At 67.7% G+C, this 20,241-nt stretch carries 18 protein-coding genes; 10 read left to right on the top strand and 8 right to left on the bottom strand.

Features of this window, described 5'->3' with window-relative positions:
* Nucleotides 1-324 precede the first annotated feature (324 nt).
* Both HWW87_RS34925 and HWW87_RS34920 read right to left on the bottom strand, forming a co-directional pair.
* Nucleotides 325-756, bottom strand: coding sequence for a GFA family protein (locus tag HWW87_RS34925; RefSeq protein ID WP_175824085.1), 432 nt, complete (start codon nucleotides 754-756; stop codon nucleotides 325-327).
* Between the two features lie 97 nt (nucleotides 757-853).
* On the bottom strand, nucleotides 854-2,047 hold the full coding sequence (locus tag HWW87_RS34920) for a porin (RefSeq protein ID WP_174387107.1): 1,194 nt from the start codon (nucleotides 2,045-2,047) through the stop codon (nucleotides 854-856).
* 302 nt (nucleotides 2,048-2,349) lie between these two features.
* Here HWW87_RS34920 and HWW87_RS34915 point away from each other — a divergent pair, with 302 nt between their 5' ends.
* The 4 genes from HWW87_RS34915 to HWW87_RS34900 all read left to right on the top strand — a co-directional run bounded on the left by HWW87_RS34915 (nucleotide 2,350) and on the right by HWW87_RS34900 (nucleotide 5,032).
* Entirely contained in the window at nucleotides 2,350-2,982 is a 633-nt protein-coding gene (locus HWW87_RS34915) for a LysE family translocator (RefSeq protein WP_175824084.1), read from the top strand.
* Nucleotides 2,983-2,994: 12 nt separating this feature from the next.
* Nucleotides 2,995-3,531, top strand: coding sequence for a GNAT family protein (locus tag HWW87_RS34910; RefSeq protein WP_175824083.1), 537 nt, complete (start codon nucleotides 2,995-2,997; stop codon nucleotides 3,529-3,531).
* Nucleotides 3,532-3,628: 97 nt separating this feature from the next.
* Nucleotides 3,629-4,363 carry a metallophosphoesterase family protein gene (locus tag HWW87_RS34905; protein WP_175824082.1) on the top strand — a complete coding sequence of 245 codons (735 nt, stop codon included), beginning with the start codon at nucleotides 3,629-3,631 and terminating at the stop codon, nucleotides 4,361-4,363.
* A 57-nt stretch (nucleotides 4,364-4,420) separates the two neighbouring features.
* Entirely contained in the window at nucleotides 4,421-5,032 is a 612-nt protein-coding gene (locus HWW87_RS34900) for an alpha/beta fold hydrolase (protein ID WP_175824081.1), read from the top strand.
* Between the two features lie 72 nt (nucleotides 5,033-5,104).
* On the opposite strand, the gene HWW87_RS34895 is transcribed toward HWW87_RS34900, so the two are convergent.
* Together HWW87_RS34895 and HWW87_RS34890 are read right to left on the bottom strand one after the other, a co-directional pair.
* Nucleotides 5,105-6,427 (bottom strand): ATP-binding protein, encoded by a 1,323-nt coding sequence (locus HWW87_RS34895; protein WP_175824080.1) that lies wholly within the window; start codon nucleotides 6,425-6,427, stop codon nucleotides 5,105-5,107.
* Nucleotides 6,424-7,164, bottom strand: coding sequence for a response regulator (locus HWW87_RS34890; protein WP_175824079.1), 741 nt, complete (start codon nucleotides 7,162-7,164; stop codon nucleotides 6,424-6,426). Before HWW87_RS34890 ends, HWW87_RS34895 begins: the two co-directional genes overlap by 4 nt.
* A 232-nt stretch (nucleotides 7,165-7,396) precedes the next feature.
* Here HWW87_RS34890 and HWW87_RS34885 point away from each other — a divergent pair, with 232 nt between their 5' ends.
* From HWW87_RS34885 to HWW87_RS34875, 3 genes are all read left to right on the top strand, one after another.
* Complete coding sequence (locus HWW87_RS34885; protein WP_175824078.1) at nucleotides 7,397-7,963, top strand: thioredoxin family protein; 567 nt, start codon at nucleotides 7,397-7,399, stop codon at nucleotides 7,961-7,963.
* Between the two features lie 198 nt (nucleotides 7,964-8,161).
* Nucleotides 8,162-8,743: a PAAR domain-containing protein gene (locus HWW87_RS34880; RefSeq protein ID WP_175824077.1), complete on the top strand. Its 582-nt coding sequence runs from the start codon at nucleotides 8,162-8,164 to the stop codon at nucleotides 8,741-8,743.
* On the top strand, nucleotides 8,736-9,368 hold the full coding sequence (locus HWW87_RS34875) for a type VI secretion system amidase effector protein Tae4 (RefSeq protein WP_175824076.1): 633 nt from the start codon (nucleotides 8,736-8,738) through the stop codon (nucleotides 9,366-9,368). The genes HWW87_RS34880 and HWW87_RS34875 overlap by 8 nt, the downstream gene beginning before the upstream one ends.
* 541 nt (nucleotides 9,369-9,909) lie before the next feature.
* Here HWW87_RS34875 and HWW87_RS34870 read toward each other — a convergent pair.
* On the bottom strand, nucleotides 9,910-10,548 hold the full coding sequence (locus HWW87_RS34870; protein ID WP_175824075.1) for an FMN-binding negative transcriptional regulator: 639 nt from the start codon (nucleotides 10,546-10,548) through the stop codon (nucleotides 9,910-9,912).
* A 123-nt stretch (nucleotides 10,549-10,671) separates the two neighbouring features.
* Between HWW87_RS34870 and HWW87_RS34865 the strand changes: the two genes are divergently transcribed.
* Nucleotides 10,672-12,180 (top strand): PLP-dependent aminotransferase family protein, encoded by a 1,509-nt coding sequence (locus tag HWW87_RS34865; protein WP_175824074.1) that lies wholly within the window; start codon nucleotides 10,672-10,674, stop codon nucleotides 12,178-12,180.
* Between the two features lie 124 nt (nucleotides 12,181-12,304).
* Nucleotides 12,305-14,536: a transglycosylase domain-containing protein gene (locus tag HWW87_RS34860; protein WP_175824073.1), complete on the top strand. Its 2,232-nt coding sequence runs from the start codon at nucleotides 12,305-12,307 to the stop codon at nucleotides 14,534-14,536.
* 37 nt (nucleotides 14,537-14,573) lie between these two features.
* Here the strand turns inward: HWW87_RS34860 and HWW87_RS34855 are convergent, their stop codons facing one another.
* The 3 genes from HWW87_RS34855 to HWW87_RS34845 form a co-directional block, all read right to left on the bottom strand.
* On the bottom strand, nucleotides 14,574-16,463 hold the full coding sequence (locus tag HWW87_RS34855) for a WG repeat-containing protein (RefSeq protein WP_175824072.1): 1,890 nt from the start codon (nucleotides 16,461-16,463) through the stop codon (nucleotides 14,574-14,576).
* A 248-nt stretch (nucleotides 16,464-16,711) separates the two neighbouring features.
* Nucleotides 16,712-17,812, bottom strand: coding sequence for an adenosine deaminase (gene add / locus HWW87_RS34850; protein ID WP_175824071.1), 1,101 nt, complete (start codon nucleotides 17,810-17,812; stop codon nucleotides 16,712-16,714).
* Nucleotides 17,813-17,859: 47 nt separating this feature from the next.
* Entirely contained in the window at nucleotides 17,860-19,209 is a 1,350-nt protein-coding gene (locus HWW87_RS34845; RefSeq protein ID WP_175824070.1) for an NCS2 family permease, read from the bottom strand.
* A gap of 94 nt (nucleotides 19,210-19,303) precedes the next feature.
* Here HWW87_RS34845 and HWW87_RS34840 point away from each other — a divergent pair, with 94 nt between their 5' ends.
* Nucleotides 19,304-20,212, top strand: a complete 909-nt coding sequence (locus tag HWW87_RS34840) for a LysR family transcriptional regulator (RefSeq protein WP_175824069.1) — start codon at nucleotides 19,304-19,306, stop codon at nucleotides 20,210-20,212.
* Nucleotides 20,213-20,241: the final 29 nt, after the last annotated feature.

The following is a 20,241-nucleotide window of genomic DNA, read 5'->3' as shown; positions in this document are numbered from 1 at the left end:
TCCGGTGCTTTTTCGTCAAAGATCGAAAAATCTGCGAACCCGCGCCACGACGGCCTGCCAGCCACGCGGTCCCGGCGCATTCCCCGGCATTTTCTTCCGGGTCTTGAATGCGAATGCGTCATTTTTTCTTGCATGACCGCATTGCTTTTTCATTCACCGGACACCGTTTCGATTATTACAAATCGAAATTTAAATGAAAGAAAAAAATATTATCCGGCGCGCACGTTTTTTTGCGATTTCGCGGTATGGAAGGGAAGCGGGAGGAAAAGGAGGATGCGGCGGGAAAACCGCGCGCCGGCCGTGCCGGCACGCGGCGGCGATCGTTCAGCTCGCCGGGTCGAACGTCGGGCCGTCCCAGCCGTCGACGTATTTCGGCAGCGCATCGACGACGTCGAGCACGCGTTGCCGGTAGAACAGGTGCATCGTTGGCTGCAGGTCGCCGGGCAACTGCCCGCCATGCGCACGCGCGGTCAGGCTGTTCGGCACGACGCGCATGCCGAGCCGGTTCGTCCCGAACACGATCTCGCCGCACGACGCGCACCACGTGCGCGACATCGACTTCGACGGATGCGGGAACGTCGCGTGGCCGCCGTCGATCGTCACCTGCTCCGGCGGCCATGCGGTCGCGGACAGCATCGGCGTGCCGTAGAAGTCGCGGCAGGTCGTGCAATGGCAGTTCGCGCGCGCCGCCGGCTCGCCGCGCAGCGTGACGGTCACGGCACCGCACAGGCAGCGCGCGGAAAGCGTTCGGGTCATGTCGTCTCCTCGAAAAGGGAGGCGACAGTATAGGAGCATGCCGACCACGCGGCCCGCAGCAGCCGCGGGCCCCGTTGCACGCGCAACGATCGCTGCGTCAGAACTTCTGGCGCAGCCCGAGGCTCACGATCGCCTGCGACCGCGAATCGGACGAATGGCCGTTCGCCTTGTCCGACACCGACGCGGTCGCGGCCACCGGCCGGCCGAGCGCGTCGAGCGTCGTGCCGGACGCACGCTGGTACGCGCCGAGCAAGTACACGCTGGTGCGCTTCGACAAGTCGTAGACCGCGCCGAGCGTGACGTTGTGATACTGCGCGCGGTTATCGATGCCATCGACATCGCTGCCGCGCGTGTAGCTGTAGCCGGCGAACAGCTGCGTTTGCGGCTGCACGTTCCAGCGCGTGAACACGCCCGCGACGTTGAAGGTCGCGTGGCCGCTGAACAGTGACTGCGCGCCGCTGCGGTACTGCACGTTGCTGTAGTTCACGCCGACGACGGCCGGCCCGAAGTCGTACGTCGCGCCCGTCGCGATCACCTGCTGCGACTGCGCGCTCGCATAGCCTTCGTTGATCGACGAATTGAACAGGCCGTCGTCGGTGCTCTGCCACTTGCCCGCCGTCGGATCGGCCGCGCCCGTCTTGCTGTTGTCCGAGCGCTCGTAGCCGACGCCCACGCGCAGCGGGCCGGCCGCGTACGCGGCGCCGACGCTCCACGTGTTGCGCTGCTTCATGCTGCCCGGCTGGCCGCCGAAGCCGTACAGCGCGCCGAACGTGAAGCCCGAGTAGTTCGCGCTCGTGTACTTGATCGCGCTGTCGACGCGCGCGGTCTGGTCGAGATCGTCGATGTCGCCCGGGTGCGCACCGAAGCCGCCGATGAACGACGACGGGCCGACCGGGCTCACGAAGTCATCGAGCGACGTGTACTGGCGGCCGAGCGTGATCGTGCCGTAGCGGTCGCTGCCGACGCCGACGAACGCCTGCCGGCCGAACTGGCGGCCGCCCTGGCCCGACGTGCCGTTGGTGATGTCGAAGCCGTTCTCGAGGACGAACAGCGCGCGCATCCCGCCGCCGAGATCCTCGGAACCCTTGATGCCCCAGCGGCTGCCGGACAGGTTGCCGGTCGTGAGCCCGACGCTCGAATGCCCGGTGTACGCGCCCGCCGAACCGACCCGTTCGTTGCTGCGATAGGTCACGCCCGCGTCGACGATGCCGTACAGCGTGACGGAGCTTTGCGCGGCGGCGACACCCGCGAGCGAGAGCAGCAGCGGCGCTGCGATCAGTTGCTTGTTCATGGTTATGTCTCCGGGCGGTGAACCCGTTGTTCTGGCTGACTGTTGCGAGTAGCGCGCGCGGGCGACGACATCCGCCGGCGGTGCGAGGCCGGCATGCCCGCGCGCGACGACGCGGCGGGCATGCCCGCTGCGGCCGGTATGGTAGTTGGAACCGGTTCCGTTCCAAAGCGGAATAATGACAACAGCTTTTTGTCAAAATTGAGATAGTCGGATGCGCGGCCGGGGGCGCGGCTGGCGCGCCTGTACAGCCCGGAGCGACTCGGACGATAATCGGCTGCGCGCCTTCCACCGGGAGCTGCTTCATGCATGAAACGACCCTGCTGATCTTCGCCGCCGTCGCGTTCGTCGGCATCGCGACACCCGGCCCGACCGTGCTGCTCGCGCTGACCAACGGCTCGCGCTACGGCGTGCGCCGCGCGGCCTACGGTTTCGCGGGCGCGATGCTGTCCGACTTCGTGCTGATCGTCGCGGTCGCGCTCGGCCTCGGCGCGCTGCTGATGGCGTCGGCGTTCTGGTTCTCGGTCGTGAAGTGGCTCGGCGCCGCCTACCTCGCCTATGTCGGCATCCGGCTGCTGACGTCGAACGGGTCGCTCGACGTCGCGGCCGCGCAGGGCGGCACGGCCTCCGGACGCAGCGCGTCGATCTTCGCGAAAAGCTTCCTGACCGCGGTGACGAACCCGAAGGGCTATCTGTTCTTCTCCGCGTTCCTGCCGCAGTTCCTCGATCCGCTGGCGCCGCTCGCGCCGCAATACGTCGCGCTCGCGGTCACGTTCGCACTGCTCGACGGCGTCGTGATGTTCGGCTACGCGCTGCTCGGCGCCCGCGCGGTGCGGCTGCTGAAGCGCTCGGGCGCGCTGTGGCTCGAACGCACGTGCGGCGCGATGCTGCTCGCGCTCGCCGGTTCGCTGGTGCTGTACCGGCGCCACGCGGCGTAGGCGCCGGGTTCGATGAAAATCGCCGCACCGCCCCGCGCCGGATTCCCCGGCCTGTCACTCCGGCAACTCGAACGCGCGGATCTCGACGCGTGGTACGCGTACCTGTCGAATCCCGACGTCTTCCGCCACACGAGCTGGAACCTGCGCTCGCCCGACGATCTGCTGCCGCTGTTCGACAACATCGAATCGGCCGATCCGGATTCGGTCCGGCGCCTCGCGATCGTCGACACCGCATCGGGCGCGCTCGCCGGGACGATCGGGCTGCATACGGTGTCCACCGTGAACCGCTCGGCGGAGATCGCGTATGACCTCGCGCCGTCGCACTGGGGGCGCGGCATCGCGAGCGCGGTATGCGAAGCCGTCACCGCGTGGGCGTTCACGCACGGCGGCTTCGTCCGCATGCAGGCCGTCGTGCTGACCAGCAACGCGGGCTCCGCACGCGTGCTGCAGAAGTGCGGTTACCGCTACGAAGGGCTGCTGCGCGCCTACAAGATGGTGCGCGGCACGCCGGGCGATTTCGCGATGTACGCGCGGCTCGCGACCGACTGACGCGCCGCTCGCGGCCTCGCGCGCCGATGCCGTGACGCGATTGGACGGCCCGCACCGAATTGGCGACAATCGCCGTTCCCCTCATCGACGCTCCGCCATGAAAATCGCCGCGCTCTCCGACATCCACGGCAACCTCGCCGCGCTCGACGCGGTGCTCGACGACGTCCGCCGCCGCGGCGCCGACGTGATCGTCAATCTCGGCGACATCGTGTCGGGCCCGCTCCACCCGGCCGAGACGGCCGACCGCCTGATCGCGCTCGGCCTGCCGACCGTCAAGGGCAATCACGAACGGCAGTTGCTCACCTACGATCGCGATGCGATGCGGCTGTCGGATCGCTGGGCGCACGACACGCTGCGCGCCGACCAGCTCGACTGGATCGCTGCGCTGCCCGAACGCCTGACGCTCGACGGCGACGTGCTGATGGTGCACGGCACGCCGGCCAGCGATCTCGTCTATTTCCTCGAAACGATCACGCCCGACGGCTGCCGCGCGGCCACGCCCGACGAAGTCGCGCAGCGCGCGGGCGACACGGCGGCCTCGCTGATCCTGTGCGGCCACACGCACGTGCCGCGCACCGCGAAGCTCGACGACGGCCGGTTGATCGTCAATCCGGGCAGCGTCGGGCTGCAGGCGTACGCGGACGACCTGCCGCATCCGCACCGGATCGAGACGGGCTCGCCGCATGCGCGCTACGCGATGGTGTCGCGCACGGCGGCCGGCTGGAACGTCGAATTCCATGCGGTCGAATACGACTGGCACACGGCCGCCCCCATCGCGGCCTCGCGCGGCCGCGACGACTGGGCCGTCGCGCTGCGCACCGGCCGCTGCTGACGCGCACGCCCCGCCCCGTCACCCGTTTCGCTTCGATTACAGGAACACCACCACGCCATGCCCTTTCCGTCGCAATTGCTCTTCCTGCCCGGCGCCTCGGGCAGCACCGCGTTCTGGCAACCGCTGGCCGGCATGCTGACGCATCCGGCCGAGCGGCGGATCGTCGCCTATCCGGGCTTCGGCGACATGCCGCGCGATCCCGCCGTCGACGATTTCGACAGCCTCGTACGTCATGTGCTGGCCACCGTCGACCGGCCGACCGCCGTGATCGCGCAATCGATGGGCGGCGTGATCGCGATGCGCGCGGCGCTCGACAAGCCGGATCTCGTCACGCATCTCGTGCTGACGGTCACGTCCGGCGGCCTCGACATGGCAGGACTCGGCGGGCAGGACTGGCGGGCCGGTTTCGCCGAAGCGAACCCGCACTTGCCCGACTGGTTCATGACGTTTCGCGCGGACCTGTCGCCGGACATCGGCCGTATCGCGCAGCCGACGCTGCTGCTGTGGGGCGACGACGATCCGATCAGCCCGGTCGCGGCCGGCCGGCGCCTGCTCGAACGGCTGCCCGATGCACAGTTGCATATCGTGCCGGGCGGGCGGCACGATCTCGCGGCCGTGCACGCAGAAACGCTCGCGCCGCTCGTCGACGCGCATCTGCAACGCGTGTGACGTCGAACACGTCGCACACACCGCACGCTTCGGCACGCGCCTGACACCGCGACGCTCGCGCGCCGCGTCGTGTCATCCCGCGTTCCTCAGCGTCAGCCTCGCTTCGAGCCCGCCGCCGTCCGGCCGGTTGTTCAGCGTGAGCGTGCCGCCCATCGCAAGCGCGAGTTGCCGCGCGATCGCGAGGCCCAGCCCCGTGCCGCCCGTCTCGCGATTGCGCGACGTCTCCACGCGCCGGAACGGCTCGAACACCGCGTCGAGCTGATCGTCCGGAATGCCGGGCCCGCGGTCGAGCACCGCGATCACCGCGCCGCCGTCCGGCGCCGCCTGCACGTCGATCTCGGCCGCGCCCGCGAACTTCAGCGCGTTGTCCACCAGGTTGCCGACGATCCGGCGCAGCGCCTTCGGCCGCGTGACGAGCGCGAGCGGCGCGCGGCTGTGCAGCGCCACGTCCTGCCCCGCATCCGTGTAGTCGCACACGATGCTGTCGAGCAGCGCATCGACATCGATGCGGCGCGCGGCTTCCTCGGTGCCGTGCAGCGTCCGCGCGTACGCGACGCCCTCCTTCACCAGATGCTCCATCTCGAGCAGGTCCTGGCGCAGCTTCGCGCCCTGCGTGTCGTCGTCCATCACGTCGACGCGCAGCCGCATCCGCGTGATCGGCGTCTGCAGATCGTGCGAGATCGACGCGAGGATCTGCATGCGCTCGGCCATGTACTGCGCGATGCGGTCCTGCATCGCGTTGAAGGCCCGCGCGGCGCGCGCGACTTCCGACGGCCCCTCTTCGCTCAGCCGCTCGCCTTTCAGGTCGGGGCCGAGCGCATCGGCGGCCTGCGCGAGCTGCTTGAGCGGCCGCGTCGCCAGCCGCACCGCGAGCCAGCAGCACGCGGCCAGCACCGCGAGCTGCACCACGAGCACGGCTGGCAGCCAGCCCGACAGCGGCACCGTCGACATCGGGTGGATGTCGATCGTCAGCGGCGACCCGTCGGTCAGCCGCAGATGCACCTGCAGATGTTCGCGGTCGCCGGGGATCGAATTCGCGGTCAGCGGGTAGTCGCCGCCGATGCCGTCCGAGATCGAGCGCTCGACGCGCGCCGACAACCGCGCTTCCGGCGGCGTGCCGGTTTGGCCGGGCCCGAGGATGAACGCATAGCTGCGCCGCGCGAGACGCGGCAGCCACGCGGCCCGCTCGGCCGGCGGCAGATGGTCGAGCAGCGCGACCGAGCTGGCGACCTCGCGCTCGATGTAGCCCATCATCAGGTTCGTGGTCGCCTGGTCGCGCTCGGTCACGGTGAGCCAGAACGACAGCGTCTGCGCGAGCGCGAGGCCCACGCACAGGATCAGCGCGAGCCGCGCGAACAGCGAGCGCGGCCAGCGCCACGGCATGCGCGCGCTCATGGCGTACCGTCGACGGCGGTCACGGCCGACGAGAACACGTAGCCCTCGTTGCGCAGCGTCTTGATGTAGCGCGGTTCGCGCGCGCCGTCGCGCAGCCGCTGGCGCAGCCGGCTCACGAGCAGGTCGATCGAGCGGTCGAACGGGTCGGACTGGCGCCCTTGCGTGAGGTTGAGCAACTGGTCGCGCGTCAGCACGCGCTGCGGGTTGTCGAGGAACACGCGCAGCAGCCGGTATTCGGCGCCGCTCAGCGCGACCAGCGTGCCTTCGGCGTCGAGCAGGTGGCGCCCGGTCGTGTCGAGCTGCCATTCGCCGAACGCGAGCAGCGCGGCCGTTTCCGTCACCTGCATGCCGGGCGGCAGCATGCGCGCGCGGCGCAGCACCGAGCGGATCCGCGCGAGCAGCTCGCGCACCGCGAACGGCTTGGCCAGGTAATCGTCGGCGCCCATCTCGAGGCCGATGATGCGGTCGGTTTCCTCGCCGCGCGCGGTCAGCATCAGCACCGGTACCGTGCGGAACTTGCCGGCGCGCAGGTCGCGGCACAGCGTGAGACCGTCCTCGCCGGGCAGCATCAGGTCGAGCACGATCAGGTCGGGCGCGCCGTCGTCCAGCGCGTTGCGCATCTCGCGGCCGTTCGCGGCCAGCGACACGCGCATGCCGTTCTTCTCCAGGTAGTCCGCGATCAGTTCGCGGATCGCGCGATCGTCGTCGACGATCAGCACGTGGTCGATCTTGTCCATGAGTCGTTGTCGGTATCGGTGTCGGGGTTCGGGTGGGCGATGTCCGCTTTTATACCGCACGGCGGGCACGCGTTTGTATCCCAATGTATCGCGCCGCCGCGACGACACACAACATTGCACACGCGCGGCTGGCCGGACACATCGCAGATACGTCGGCGCCGCCTAATGGGGCCTGTCGAAACCCGTCGGGCCGCCGCCCTCGCGCCGCGGCCCCAAAGATCAGGAGAACGCCATGCTGCCCCGATTCAAGACCGCCGCCCTCGTCATCGCCCTCGCCGCCACGGCCGGGCTCGCCGCCTTCGCGGGCACCCACGACGACGCGGGCATGCAGGCGTCGGCGGCCGGCACGGCGGCGCCCGGTTTCACCGGCATCGACCGCTGGCACAACAGCGCGCCGCTGACGCTCGACCAGTTGCGCGGCAAGGTCGTCCTCGTCGACTTCTGGACGTACTCGTGCATCAACTGCATTCATACCATCCCGTACGTGAACGACTGGTATCGGAAGTATCGCGACCAGGGGCTCGTCGTGGTCGGCGTGCATACGCCGGAATATCCGTTCGAACGCGATGCGAAGAACGTCGCCGATGCGATCAGGCGCTTCGACATCCGCTATCCGGTCGCGCAGGACAACCGCTACGACACGTGGCGCGCGTACGGCAACCAGTACTGGCCCGCGCTGTACCTGATCGATGCGAACGGCAAGATCGTCTATACGCGTTATGGCGAAGGCGGGTATGACAAGACGGAGGCGGCGATTCGGGGGGCGCTGGCGCAGGCGGGGGAAAGCCGAGCACGATAGCAATAGATGGTACGCAGCCACGGGGAAACTGATTCGGAAACAGCGAACCCACACACCTTGAATACATGACTCGCAGCGTGTGTGCTTCCCCATGGTAATTACAGTTTCAAACTCGCCCGGTTCAAGGAACCCTATCAATATCGAGATGCGCTATCGCGCGACGCGGCTACGATGACGGCTTTCCGAGAGGGCCGGTCAATGAAAAGAAGAATTGCAGTCGTTGGCGATAGTCTTTCACGCGGCGGGACAATTAACGCGTACGACGCTCCGCCGTTCCGTGTACACGGGCATCAAGCAGCCCTGATCGGGGGTAACGCATTCTGCACCGCGTGCCAAAGCGTCGGCACCATCGCAAAAGCTGGCGGCCCGTACCGGATCAAGTTCCGGGGAGAAGTCGCGCTGGATAACGATGTCGTCCTGTGCGGCTGCGTTATCCCACCGCACATCGTTGCATTGCTTGGTGGCGAAGCCTGGTGCAACGACGGGATAAAAGGTCTCGGGGAAGTCATTTCGAGCCGCACGCTGACAGGCGGAATCGTATCGATCAGGAAAGGCTCATTCCACGAGCAAATCGAAGCATCGACGAGCAGCAGCACTATTGCTGGGCCGGATGGCTATCCGTACTACATCGAAACCGCGGACGGACGCGTACATTCCGGCGAGCTTGACGCGAGCGGTGAGCTACCGCGTATTCATACAGGCGATGCGTCCGGCGAGTACACCGTGTATTGGGGAGACGAAGCCATTGCAAAACAACACAACAGGGTAAGGTATGCCTAACCCAGCCACAAAGGTCCGCACGACCGACACACCTAGATCAAAAAAATCTGTACAGCTCAAAGCACTATCCTTTCAGGAGCTCTGGAGCGCATACCCGAAGAAAGATCCGTACGACGACCCCACTGGCGAGTATGAAAACCAATGCGCCATTCGCATGAGCGTCACGTTTCACAGCGTCGGTAGCGACATGAAGTCGTTTTCACAAAGCGTGTTGAAGCCGATGCCGGGTAAGAAGACGCTAGGCCGTTTGATTCTCAGTGGCAAGGCAACCTCGACCCGCGCATACGAACTAGCCGAATGGTTGAAGCTTCGCCCATTCCTTGGTATGGGCAAGCCCGAAAACATCACCGGGCCGAACTGGCAAGACAAGGTTCAAGGTCGAACCGGTATCATCTATTTTTTCGGCTATTGGCGGCAGGAAGGTGACTCTGCCGGCGCCCTGAGCGGTGGTCATATCGATCTGTGGAACAAGGACACGCTTACTCCATCATTCGCGTCATTTTGGCGGTTTCGTGTTGGTGCCAGTACGATGCCAAACTTTCGTTCATGGCTGTCCGGAGGAACGGAAAACTGGATTTCGGATTTGTCGCAATCCAAAGAAATTCTCTTTTGGGAAGTTAAATGAAGCGCTTAGCTTTCGCTGTTCTGGGTATCGTATGGGGCCTGCTCGTTGCATGGGCGTGTCTCTACACGTTTAGCATTCTTCCCAGGCCAGCTTTCCCTGCCTCGCACACGACCGGCTGTAGCGACATGGAACACTGTGCGCCTCACTGGAAATTTGTAACGGGTCTATTAGTTATGACTTTGTGGCCGTCTGCCGTCTTCGCTGCACTCAATGCCTTTGCTTATCGGCGTTGGTCTCCGCGCGAATGGCGCATCAAGTTCGCTGCCGCGACGTTTTTCATCGTTTTGATCCACCTATTTCTTTACGCCGCTCCCTACCTATGGCTTCTCGACAAATGGCTTGTCGGATAGAAAAATAATTCTGAAGCGATTTTCAAATGATGTGCTGTTTATTCCATCTGATCACCTTCGCTATCGCGGGCTTGATCACGAGGGCTTCGTTCTGGATGCTGGACGCGCAGCGGTGAATCAATCACGAACATGAACCGTGGTCACATAAATTCCCGGCCCCAGCCACGCACGCAGCCGCCCCGCGCTCAGGCCTATTCGCCCTTGCGCTCGATTTCCGCCAGCATCGCCTCCCCGATCGCGAGATGGCCGTCCGCGACCAGCGCTTCGCCGGCGCCGCGAATATCGGCCTCGGCCTTGTTCTGCCCGAGCTTGCGCTTGCCGACGAGCCGCGTGATCTTGACCTGCAGCCCGACGATCGATTGCAGCATCGTGTCGATATAGTCCGGCGGCGCATCGCCCATCTTCCACGGCACCGGCTGCGACGCCTCGTGCGTGCGCGTCAGCCGGGCGACGACACCGCGCACGAACTTCTCGTCGTCGCGCACCGTGATGCGGCCATGCGCATGCACGACCCGGTAGTTCCACGTCGGCACCTGCCGGTGCGCGACGTGCTTGCTCGGATACCAGTTCGGCGAGATGTACGCGTCGCCGGCGCGAAAGATCACGAGCACCTCGTCGCCGTCCGCGACGTCCTGCCAGACCGGATTCGCCCGCGCGACGTGCGCATGCAGTTCGCCGAGCCCGCCGTCGTCGGGCACCAGTTCGAACGGAATATGGTTCGCGTCGAGCCCGCTCTTGCCGTGCGTGATCAGGCTGCCGAACGGGTGCTGCACGATCAGCTCGCGCAGCGCGTCGGGGTTGGGCTCGTTGAAATCGGCGGGGACGTACATGTCGGCTCCACGGTCGTGCGGGGTGGGAAATGGCGCGGGCGCAGGCCCGTCATGCGTCGATTGTGATCCCAAACTGGTTTATGCTGTAGAGCCGGTTTGAAACAATTTCAGCAGACCAGAATCATGGCAAGAACGGCCCGGATCGTCGAAATCCCGTCGCTCGGCGCGCTCGACCGCGCGGCCGGCGACCTGAGCCGCCAGCTCGCGCAGGCGCTGCGCGACGCGGTGCGCCGCGGCGACGTCCGGCCCGGCGACACGCTGCCTTCCACGCGGCTGCTGGCGGCGTCGCTGCAGGTGGCGCGCGGCACCGTCGTCGATGCGTATGCGCAGCTCATCGCCGAAGGCTTTCTCGAATCGCGCGGCGGCGCGGGCACGCGGGTCGCGAACGCACTCGCGGAGCCGACACCCGGCACCGAACCCGAGCCGCCTGCCCGGCGTCAGCACCCGGTACGCGACGGCCTGCCCGAGCCGGCCGCCACCTTCGCGCGGATCGCCCGCGAATTCAGTCCGCTGCCGGCCATGCCGTTCGCGATCTCGGTGCCGGTCGGCCTCACCGCGCCCGACGACATCTGGCGCCGGCTCGGCAACCGCCTGCGCGCCTGCGGCGCCGGCGCGCCGTCCGGCTATGCCGATCCGCAAGGCGCGCTGCCGCTGCGCGAAGCGATCGCCGACTACGTGCGCCGGTCGCGCTCGGTGCGCTGCGATGCCGGCCAGGTGGTGATCACGAGCGGCACGCAGCAGGGGCTGCATCTCGCGAGCCAGGTGCTGCTCGGCGCAAACGACCGCGCGTGGGTCGAGAATCCGGCCTATCGCGGCATCACCGCGCTGCTCGAAAGCACCGGGCGGCGCGACGCGATGGTGCGCGTGCCGGTCGACGCCGACGGCCTCGACGTCGACGCCGGCGTCCGTCTCGCACCCGATGCGCGCGCCGCGTTCGTCACGCCGTCGCACCAGTACCCGCTCGGCATGCCGCTGAGCATGGCGCGGCGCAATGCGCTGCTCGCGTGGGCGCGCACGCACCGCGCATGGGTCGTCGAAGACGACTACGACAGCGAATTGCGCTACGAAGGCTATCCGTTCCCATCGCTGCAGGGCCTCGCGCCCGATCGCGTGATCTATCTCGGCACCTTCAGCAAGATCCTGTTTCCGTCGCTGCGGCTCGGCTACGTGATCGCCCCCGACGATCTCGTGCCCGCGTTCTGCGGCGCGCGCGTGCTGATGGATCGCCACGCGCCGACCGCCGACCAGCACGTGCTCGCCGCGTTCATCGCCGAAGGGCATCTCGATCGCCACATCCGCCGCGTGCGCGGCGTCTATGCGGAACAGCGCGCGCTGCTGATCGACACGCTCGGCGCGCGGCTGCCGCGCGAACGCGCGTGGGTGCAGCCGGGTGACCAGGGGATGCACGTCGTGCTGTGGCTCGCCGAAGGAATCGACGATCTCGACGTGGTCGCGCGCGCCGCCCGGGCCGGTGTCGCGGTGCGTGCGGTGTCGCCGATGTTCGCGCCCGGCACGGCGCGCCCCGGGCTCGTGCTCGGTTTCGGCGGGTTCGGCCGCGCGCAGATGGAAGCGGCCGCGCAACGGCTCGCGGGCGTCGTTTCGTCTGCGGAATCGCGGCCCCGCACGCGGTAAAAGGTTGGCGGCGGGCAACAAACGTAATCGTCTGTAAATCCTGCAAGCAAACGGCCGTTTCGGCGGCCGCCGCGCGGGTTCCGTTTGCTAGGATCGCGCGTCTTCCATCCGCGCCCCTGCCGCCTTGAATCGCTTCGTGCCGTTTCTCCGAGACGCGTGGCTCCGTTGCCGCGCCCGTGTCGCGCCGCTCGCCGCCGCGTGCCGCACGCGCGTCCGCGCACTGGGTGCCGGCGCGCTGCATCGCCTGCGCCATCCGACTCGGCGCGGCGTGGCGCTGACGCTCGCCGCGATTCCCGTGCTGGGCCTGCTGGTCCTGCTCGCGTTCGTTCCGCTCACGCCGAGCATCGGCGACATCCGCAAGGCGCGCATCGACCGCCCCGCGCGCGTGCTGTCGGCCGATGGCCAGCTGATCGCCGAATTCCGGCCCGTGAACCGCGAATGGGTGCCGCTCAAGCAGATCTCGCCGCACATGGTCGACGCGCTGATCGCGACCGAGGACCACCGCTTCTACGCACATCACGGCATCGACTGGCGCCGCACGCTCGCGGCCGGGCTGCATACGTTCTCGGGCGGCCGCCAGGGCGGCTCGACGATCACGCAGCAACTCGCGCGCAACCTGTATCCCGACGAAGTCGGCCGTGCGCCGACGCTCACGCGCAAGCTGAAGGAGCTGATCACCGCGTTCAAGATCGAATCGGTGTACAGCAAGGACGAGATCCTCGAAACCTACCTGAATACCGTGCCGTTCCTGTACAACGCGTACGGCGTCGAAATGGCCGCGCGCACCTACTTCGGCAAGTCGGCGGACCAGCTCGACATCACGGAAAGCGCGACGCTCGTCGGGATGCTGAAGGGCAACAGCTACTACAACCCGGTGCTGAATCCGGAACGCGCGGTCCAGCGGCGCAACATCGTGCTCGGCCGGATGGCGCAGATGGGCATGCTGTCGCCGCAGCAGCTCGCGAAACTGCAGCGCCGGCCGCTGCGCGTCGATTTCGAACCGCAGACGGCGCAGCCGGGCCTCGCGCCGCATTTCGCGGTACAGCTGCGCAAGTGGCTGATCGCGTGGGCCGACCGCAACAACTACGATCTCTACGCGGACGGCCTCGTCGTGCGCACGACGCTCGATGCGCGGCTGCAGGACATGGCCACGCAGGCGCTGACGCGGCAGACCGAACAGCTACAGGTGATCGCCGACGGCGCATGGCGCGGGCCGTCCGGCTGCGGGCTGCGCAACGACCTGTTCCGCGGCTTCATGCGCCAGACGCCCGAGTATCGCCAGGTCCGTGACACGGGGCTCGCCGACGTGGTTGCGCTGAAGCAGCTCGGCGCGAATCGCGAATTCATGCGGGCGCTGTGCGAGCGCAAGACGCAGGTACAGGCGGGCTTCGTCGCGATCGATCCGCGCAACGGCGCGATCCGCGCGTGGGTCGGCAGCCCCGATTTCGGCAGCGCGCCGTTCGATCACGTCGCGCAGGCGCGGCGCCAGCCGGGTTCGACGTTCAAGCCGTTCGTCTATGGCGCTGCGTTCGCGGACGGGATGCGGCCGGGCGATACGTTCGTCGATCGCCCCGTTGCGATCCCGATCGACGGCCGCGCCGTGTGGCGTCCGACCGATGCGGAGCCGCCGACCGGCGAGCCGATGACGCTGCGCGACGGGCTGGCGCTGTCGCGCAACCGCATCACCGCACAGGTCATGCAGCACGAAGGCGCCGCGAAGGTCGCGCAGCTCGCCCGCGCGATGGGTGTGCGCGACAGCCCGCTCGATGCGGTGCCGTCGCTCGCGCTCGGCACGAGCCCCGTCACGCTGAAAGAGATGGTGTCCGCGTACGGCACGATCGCGAACCGCGGCGTGTACGTCGCGCCGCAGATGATCACGCGCATCGAGGATCGCGACGGCAAGGTGCTCGCCGCGTTCGGCAGCGCGCCGCCGGAACGCGCGTTGCCGGTGGCCGCCGCGCAGACGCTCGTCGACGCGATGCGCGGCGTCGTCGATTACGGGACCGGCGCCGACATCCGCTCGCGCTACGGGATTCGGATCGACGTCGCGGGCAAGACCGGCACGACGCAGGACAACACGGACGGCTGGTTCATCCTGATGCATCCGCAACTGGTGGCCGGCGCGTGGGTCGGCTTCGACGACGGCAGCGTGACGCTGCGCAGCGACTACTGGGGTGCGGGCGCGCACAGCGCGCTGCCGATCGTCGGCTCGTTCTATGATGCGGCGCTGCGCGCGCGGGCGATCGATCCGCACGTGCAGTTCTCGCCGGACTTCCGGCCGCGCAGCGCGCCGGCGCCGAAGCGGCGCGCGCCGCAGCATTCGGGCCTGTTCGACTGGTTGAGGTTCTTTCGCTGATCGCGATACCGCCGGCCGGTCACACCGGCGGCGCATTTTACCGGCGCGCCGTCGACACGTGCCCGTCTGCATACAGCCAGACGGGTACGCCGTCGTCGCGCAAAGCCGCCACCGGCTCACCGTTGCGCCAGTTCTGCGCGATCGCCGTGCGGCGGACATACCACGGCATCAGGAATGCCTGCGCCGTACCGTCGAACAGCGCGCCGTCGCCGATCCGCGCGTAACGGGCCGGATGCAGGACGGTGCCGTCCGCACGCAATATCGTCGCGTGCACGTCGTCACCGTCTTCGTCCTGCACACATACCAGCCAGCCGTGATCGGCGCCCCAGAACAGGCCGGACACATCGTCGTACGGCCCCTGCACGATCGTCGCCCCCGTATCGAGATCGCAGATCGCCACCTGCACCGGCTCGCCCAGCAGGACGCCGAGCGCGAAACGCGTGGACAGCGCGCCCGGCACCGCTTCGTCCTCCGGCAACCACGACAATGCACCGAGGTTCACGAAATCGAACGGCACCAACGCGCGGCCCCGCCCGTCGACGATCGCGCAACGGCCGTCGTCGCGCCGCACGATATGGCGGATCGCGCCGAGGTCTGCCACGCGCTCCGTCGGCGTGTCGTCGAGTTTCGCAATTTCCGCGTAACGCGGCTCGACGACCATGCGACCGTTGAGATCGACGAGACCGACGTGATCGTCGTCCCGCTGTGCGAGAAACGCGCCGCACTCGGACGACCATTCGAGCGACGCCCATTCGGGTTTCGTCAGCCATTGCCCGTCGCGGCCGACCAGCCCCCAGCGTTCGCCTTCGCATGCCGCGACGACGGTGCCGTTCACGAACTCGTGCGTATCGTCGAAACGCGGCGAAATCGCCCACGCGCCGTGCGTATCGACGAAGCCCCAGCGGCCGTCCACGCTCGCGGACGCAAGACCGCCGGAAAATTCGCCGAAATCGTCGAGCGTCGGTTCGAGCACCCACGTGCCGTCCGTGCGCACGAGCCCGAACCGCTCGCCGACGCGTACGCACGCGACGTCGCCGCGGAAATCCCACACGGCGTCGAACGCCGGTTCGCGCACGATCCGCGCCTCGTCGCCGTCGCCATCGGCGAGCAGCAAGCCGACCTTCCCGTCGCGCGCGGCCCACAGCAGCCGGTCGTCGCGTGCACCGCTCGTCCACAGGTTCGTCCACTCGGGCGGCACGATCACGTCCCACGCATCGTCGGTTTCGCGCCGCACGCCCCACAGTCCGTTGCGCCCGCGAAAGCTGAACGTGTCGTGATCGAGCCAGTTGCCGTGCAGCTCGCCGGCGTCGAACATCTCGGCGAACGTCACGCCGCGCGGCGGATTCTGGCGCTGGAAATAGTGATGCGACACGCCGCCGAACCCGAAGCCCCACGCCCAGTCGCCCCAGTCCGCCGGCGTCTCGATCTCGAGCGCGTCGCGCACGCCGCGCACGTCGCGAAAGTCCATGCAGTTCGCGACCCGCCACCACAGGCGCGTGCAGTTGTCGCGTTCCGCGTCGATGAAGTCGTCCGGATCGCCGCCGTCGAGCCATGACAGCTCGTCGAGGTTCGCGGACAGCCGAGGTGCGCCGTGCGCATCGCCGAGCGCGTCGATCGACTCGCCGAGATGGCGCACGAGCGCATCGAACTGACGCGCGAGTGCGGGATCGTCGCCGTGCAGCGGATGCGCGACGACGAATGACGCAAGCCGGCTCAGGCGCGCATGTGCGGCGCGCGCGTCGCTGGAAAGATTCGGTGTGCCCGAGTCGCCGAACACACGCTGATCGGTAATCGCGTCGCCCGCCCCGCCGTCGGCGAGCAGCACGCGCCACAGCAGCGGGAAGTGATTGTTGGATTCCGCGAACTCGACCGTTCGCGCGTCGTCTCCGTCACTTGACTGGAGATACAGCCATGCTCGATTGCCCATCGGAAGGGTCGCCCTCGTTTTTATTGTTGCCGTGATCGTGTCGGCGCTCATTATAGGAGCATGCCGTGACGCCGGCGGTTGCCGCCGCGGGCCGGGCCCAATCGGCGTCATCGTTCGACGACGACAGCGCCCGCACGATCACGAGCGCGGACCCACTGTCCGATTTCGCGAGCGACCTGCACTACCCTCCTGATCCGAAAGCGTCGCCTGCCGGGCAACGTGCCGGCCGGCGAAGCACTCGATCGCGCTCAGCCCGCCGCGAGCGTGGCAGCCAGCGCATCGAACTCCGGCGCCCATGCCGCACGCCACGCACCCTTCGTCGCGTCATCGACCCACGCGCCGTCGATCCCGTTCAGCATGAATTGCTTCAACTCGGCCACGGTGAAGCCGAAATGGCTGAACATCAGCTCCCATGCTTCGCTCGGATCGACCTTGTGCAGCGTCGGATCGTCGGTGTTCGGATGAATCTTCAGCCCGAGCCCCGGCATCTTGCGCATCGGATGCCGTTCGGCCCACTGCTCCGGCGGCAGCATGCGCAGGTAGTACGAATTCGTCGGCACGACGGTAAACACGATGCCGCGCTCCGCGTAGCGCGCGCACAGCTCGGGGTTGTCGACGATCGTATAGCCGTGATCGACGCGGTCGACCTGCAGCAGATCGACCGCCGTCTCGACGTTGCGCCACGGCATCCCGAACTCGCCCGCATGCGCGGTCGTGCGGAAGCCGGCCGCGCGTGCATTGCGGTATGCCTTCCAGAACAGTTCGGGCGGCCGGTCGTTCTCGCGATAGTCGATGCCGAGCCCCGCGACTTCGTCCGCGCGATTCGCCTTCATCCACTCGACGATCGCCACCGCTTCGTCGGGATCCTGCTCGCGGTCGATGCTCGGAATCACGCATGCGCCGATCCCGAAATCGCGTGCGGCATCGCGGATCGCCGTCACGATTGCCGCCTGCGCGTCCGCATACGCGATGCCCGATACGCGCACCGTTCCCGTCGGATTCCAGAAGAATTCCGCATGCCTGACGTTGTGCGCGGCCGCGTCTTCCAGATACTCGTATGCGATCCGCCGCAGGTCGTCGGGTTGTGTCAGCAGATATTTGTCGAGCGCGCGCAGCACGTGCAGCACGCCGACCGGCTTCTCGCCGCGCGCGTAGAACGCGTCGATTTCCGCACGCTCGATCGGCGCGCCGCTGCGCGCCGCGAGCGCGACGAACGTGTCGTGCCGCACCGCGCCGAGCAAGTGGCAATGCAGCTCGACCTTCGGCAGCGCGTGGAAGAAAGCCCGATGAGCGGGCGTGATCTCGATACCCGTGCGCGCGGCCGGGACGTTGCCTGGTGTTCCCTTCATGTCAGTCTCTTTTTGCGGTAGTGCCGTTGCGTCGCGAAAGCCGTCTCTCAATGCGGCTTCACGACGGTCCAGAAGTAATAGCCGAGCGGAACCGCGAGCACGACGAGCCCCCACGACACGTCACGCCAGCGGCCGGCCAGCAGCTTGACGAGCACGTAGCACAGCAGCCCGCCCGCGATGCCGGTGCCGAAGCTGTTCGACATCAGCGTGAGCAGCACCATCGACATCACAGGCAGCGCATCGGTGAAGTCGTCGAAATGCGTATGGCGGATCGTCGCGAACATCGACAGCCCGATCAGGATCAGCGCCGGCGCCGTGGCCTCCTTCGGGATCGCGAGCGCGACCGGCACGAACAGCAGCATCGCGGCGAACAGCACGGCCGCGGCCAGCGACGACAGCCCGCTGCGGCCGCCGGCCTCGACGCCGGCCGCCGATTCGATCAGCGCGGTCAGCGCGGGAATGCCGAACACGGGGCCGAGCGTCGCGGCGAGCGAATCGACGAGAAACGGCCGGTTGATGTTCGGCAGGTTGCCCTGTTCGTCGAGCAGGTTCGCCTTCGCACCGACCGCGAGCGCGGTGCCGAGCGTCGAGAAGAATTCCGCCGCGAAGAACGCGAACAGGTACGGCGCGGCGGCAAGGCTCAACGCGCTGCCGATATCGAGCTTGAACGCGATCGGCGCGATGCTGTGCGGCAGCGACATGAACGACGCGGGCAGGTGCGTGACGCCGAGCGGCACGCCGGCCGCGGCCGCGACGAGGATCGCGATCAGGATCGCGCCGGGCACCTTGCGCGCCTGCAGCACGATCGCGACCGCGAGGCCGATCAGCGCGACGAGCGCGCCCGGCCGCGAGAAGTCGCCGAGCGCGAACGCGTTGGTCTTCGCGTTCGCGACGACCATCCCCGCATTGCGCAGCCCGAGCATCGTGACGAACAGCCCGATCGACGCACCGAGCCCGAGCTTGATCTGCACCGGAATCAGCCGCACCACGACGCCGCGCGCGCCGAGGATCGTCAGCAAGAAGAACAGCACGCCCGACACGCACGCGATGCCGAGGCCCGTCTGCCAGCCGACGTGCTCGGTCGTCGCGAGCGTCACGCCGATGATCACCGAGCCGCCGATACCGGGGCCGACGAGGAACGGCAGGTTCGCATAGAGCCCCATCAGCGTGGTGAACAGCACGAACACGACGATCGTCGCGGTCGTCGCCGCGCCGCGGTCCATGCCGCCCGTCGCGAGCAGCGACGGGATCACGACGAGCAGGTATGCGGCCGCGAGAAACGACGTGACGCCCGCGATCGTCTCGGTGCGCACGCTCGTGCCGCGCGCGGCAAGCGCGAAGCGGCGTTCGAGCCAGTTGGCCGGCGCGTGCGCCGGCATCGTGTCAGTCGCTGACATGGTGGTTCTCCTGTGATTCCGAATATTGTCCTGTGCCGGTTCGTGCAGCGCGGTCTTATACTGCCGCGTACCGCATCCCGACCGTTATTGCCCGATGTCCGACCGCTCGTCGCGGCTTCCCGCACTCACGCTGCGGCAGGTCCAGCACTTCGTCGTCCTTGCCCATGCGCGCAGCTTCACGCAGGCCGCGCAGGCGCTGTCGCTCACGCAGCCCGCGCTCACCGCGTCGATCCGCCAGATCGAGTTCCTGCTCGGCGGCCGCCTGTTCGCGCGCACCGCGCATCGTCTGACGCTGACGTCTGCAGGCGAAGCCGTGCTGCCGCTCGCCGAACGCCTGCTCAACCAAGCGCGCGGCACCTTCGACGACATGACGCGGCTCATCGGCGAACGCATCCAGACCGTACGCATCGCGTTCATCCCGTCGGTCGCGGGCCGCCTGCTGCCCGCGCTCAACGCACTGCGCGGCACGCACCCGACGCTGCGCTTTACCCTCACCGACCTGCCGAACAGCGCGCTCGTCGAAGCGGTGCGCGACGGCGTCGCCGATCTCGGCATCGGCGTGCGCGAACCCGACGGCGACGACGGCACGCTGCGCTACCAGCAACTGTTCGAGGACGAGATCGTGATCGTCGTGCGGCACGACGATCCGCTCGCCCGCGCGAAGAGCGTCACGTGGGCGAAGCTCGTCGATCGCGAACTCGCGGTGTTCGTGCGCGGCAGCGTCAGCGAATCGCTGCATCGCACCGGCGGCGCCGGAAAGCTGCGCCTGAACGTCACGTACCGGATGGAATACACCGAGCCGCTCTACGCGCTCGCGCGCAACGGCCTCGCGACCGCTGTGCTGCCGAGCCTCTACACGATGCATCTGCACGATCCCGAACTCGTCGCGCTGCGCGTCGACAAACCGCGCGTCACGCGCGCGATCTCGCTGATCTCGCTCGCCGCCGACGATCGCGGCCCGCACGTGCGCGCGTGCCGCGAGTGGATTGCGAAACACATCTGATTCCGTTCGCCGCGCCTGGACGCCCGCGT

Source organism: Burkholderia sp. BCC0419, assembly GCF_902830285.1.
Taxonomy (GTDB): Bacteria; Pseudomonadota; Gammaproteobacteria; order Burkholderiales; family Burkholderiaceae; genus Burkholderia.
Note: the sequence above shows the minus strand (reverse complement) of the source record. Positions and strands in the feature narration are given on the sequence as shown.

Bases quoted from the DNA above. Each gene is read 5' to 3' on its own strand.
- HWW87_RS34920 (WP_174387107.1), bottom strand. From the start codon at position 2,047: ATGAACAAGCAACTGATCGCAGCGCCGCTGCTGCTCTCGCTCGCGGGT.
- HWW87_RS34890 (WP_175824079.1), bottom strand. From the start codon at position 7,164: ATGGACAAGATCGACCACGTGCTGATCGTCGACGACGATCGCGCGATC.
- HWW87_RS34925 (WP_175824085.1), bottom strand. From the start codon at position 756: ATGACCCGAACGCTTTCCGCGCGCTGCCTGTGCGGTGCCGTGACCGTC.
- HWW87_RS34865 (WP_175824074.1), top strand. From the start codon at position 10,672: ATGGCAAGAACGGCCCGGATCGTCGAAATCCCGTCGCTCGGCGCGCTC.
- HWW87_RS34840 (WP_175824069.1), top strand. From the start codon at position 19,304: ATGTCCGACCGCTCGTCGCGGCTTCCCGCACTCACGCTGCGGCAGGTC.
- HWW87_RS34875 (WP_175824076.1), top strand. From the start codon at position 8,736: ATGCCTAACCCAGCCACAAAGGTCCGCACGACCGACACACCTAGATCA.
- HWW87_RS34855 (WP_175824072.1), bottom strand. From the start codon at position 16,463: ATGGGCAATCGAGCATGGCTGTATCTCCAGTCAAGTGACGGAGACGAC.
- HWW87_RS34915 (WP_175824084.1), top strand. From the start codon at position 2,350: ATGCATGAAACGACCCTGCTGATCTTCGCCGCCGTCGCGTTCGTCGGC.
- HWW87_RS34870 (WP_175824075.1), bottom strand. From the start codon at position 10,548: ATGTACGTCCCCGCCGATTTCAACGAGCCCAACCCCGACGCGCTGCGC.
- HWW87_RS34845 (WP_175824070.1), bottom strand. From the start codon at position 19,209: ATGTCAGCGACTGACACGATGCCGGCGCACGCGCCGGCCAACTGGCTC.
- HWW87_RS34885 (WP_175824078.1), top strand. From the start codon at position 7,397: ATGCTGCCCCGATTCAAGACCGCCGCCCTCGTCATCGCCCTCGCCGCC.
- HWW87_RS34905 (WP_175824082.1), top strand. From the start codon at position 3,629: ATGAAAATCGCCGCGCTCTCCGACATCCACGGCAACCTCGCCGCGCTC.
- HWW87_RS34895 (WP_175824080.1), bottom strand. From the start codon at position 6,427: ATGAGCGCGCGCATGCCGTGGCGCTGGCCGCGCTCGCTGTTCGCGCGG.
- HWW87_RS34880 (WP_175824077.1), top strand. From the start codon at position 8,162: ATGAAAAGAAGAATTGCAGTCGTTGGCGATAGTCTTTCACGCGGCGGG.
- HWW87_RS34910 (WP_175824083.1), top strand. From the start codon at position 2,995: ATGAAAATCGCCGCACCGCCCCGCGCCGGATTCCCCGGCCTGTCACTC.
- add (WP_175824071.1), bottom strand. From the start codon at position 17,812: ATGAAGGGAACACCAGGCAACGTCCCGGCCGCGCGCACGGGTATCGAG.
- HWW87_RS34900 (WP_175824081.1), top strand. From the start codon at position 4,421: ATGCCCTTTCCGTCGCAATTGCTCTTCCTGCCCGGCGCCTCGGGCAGC.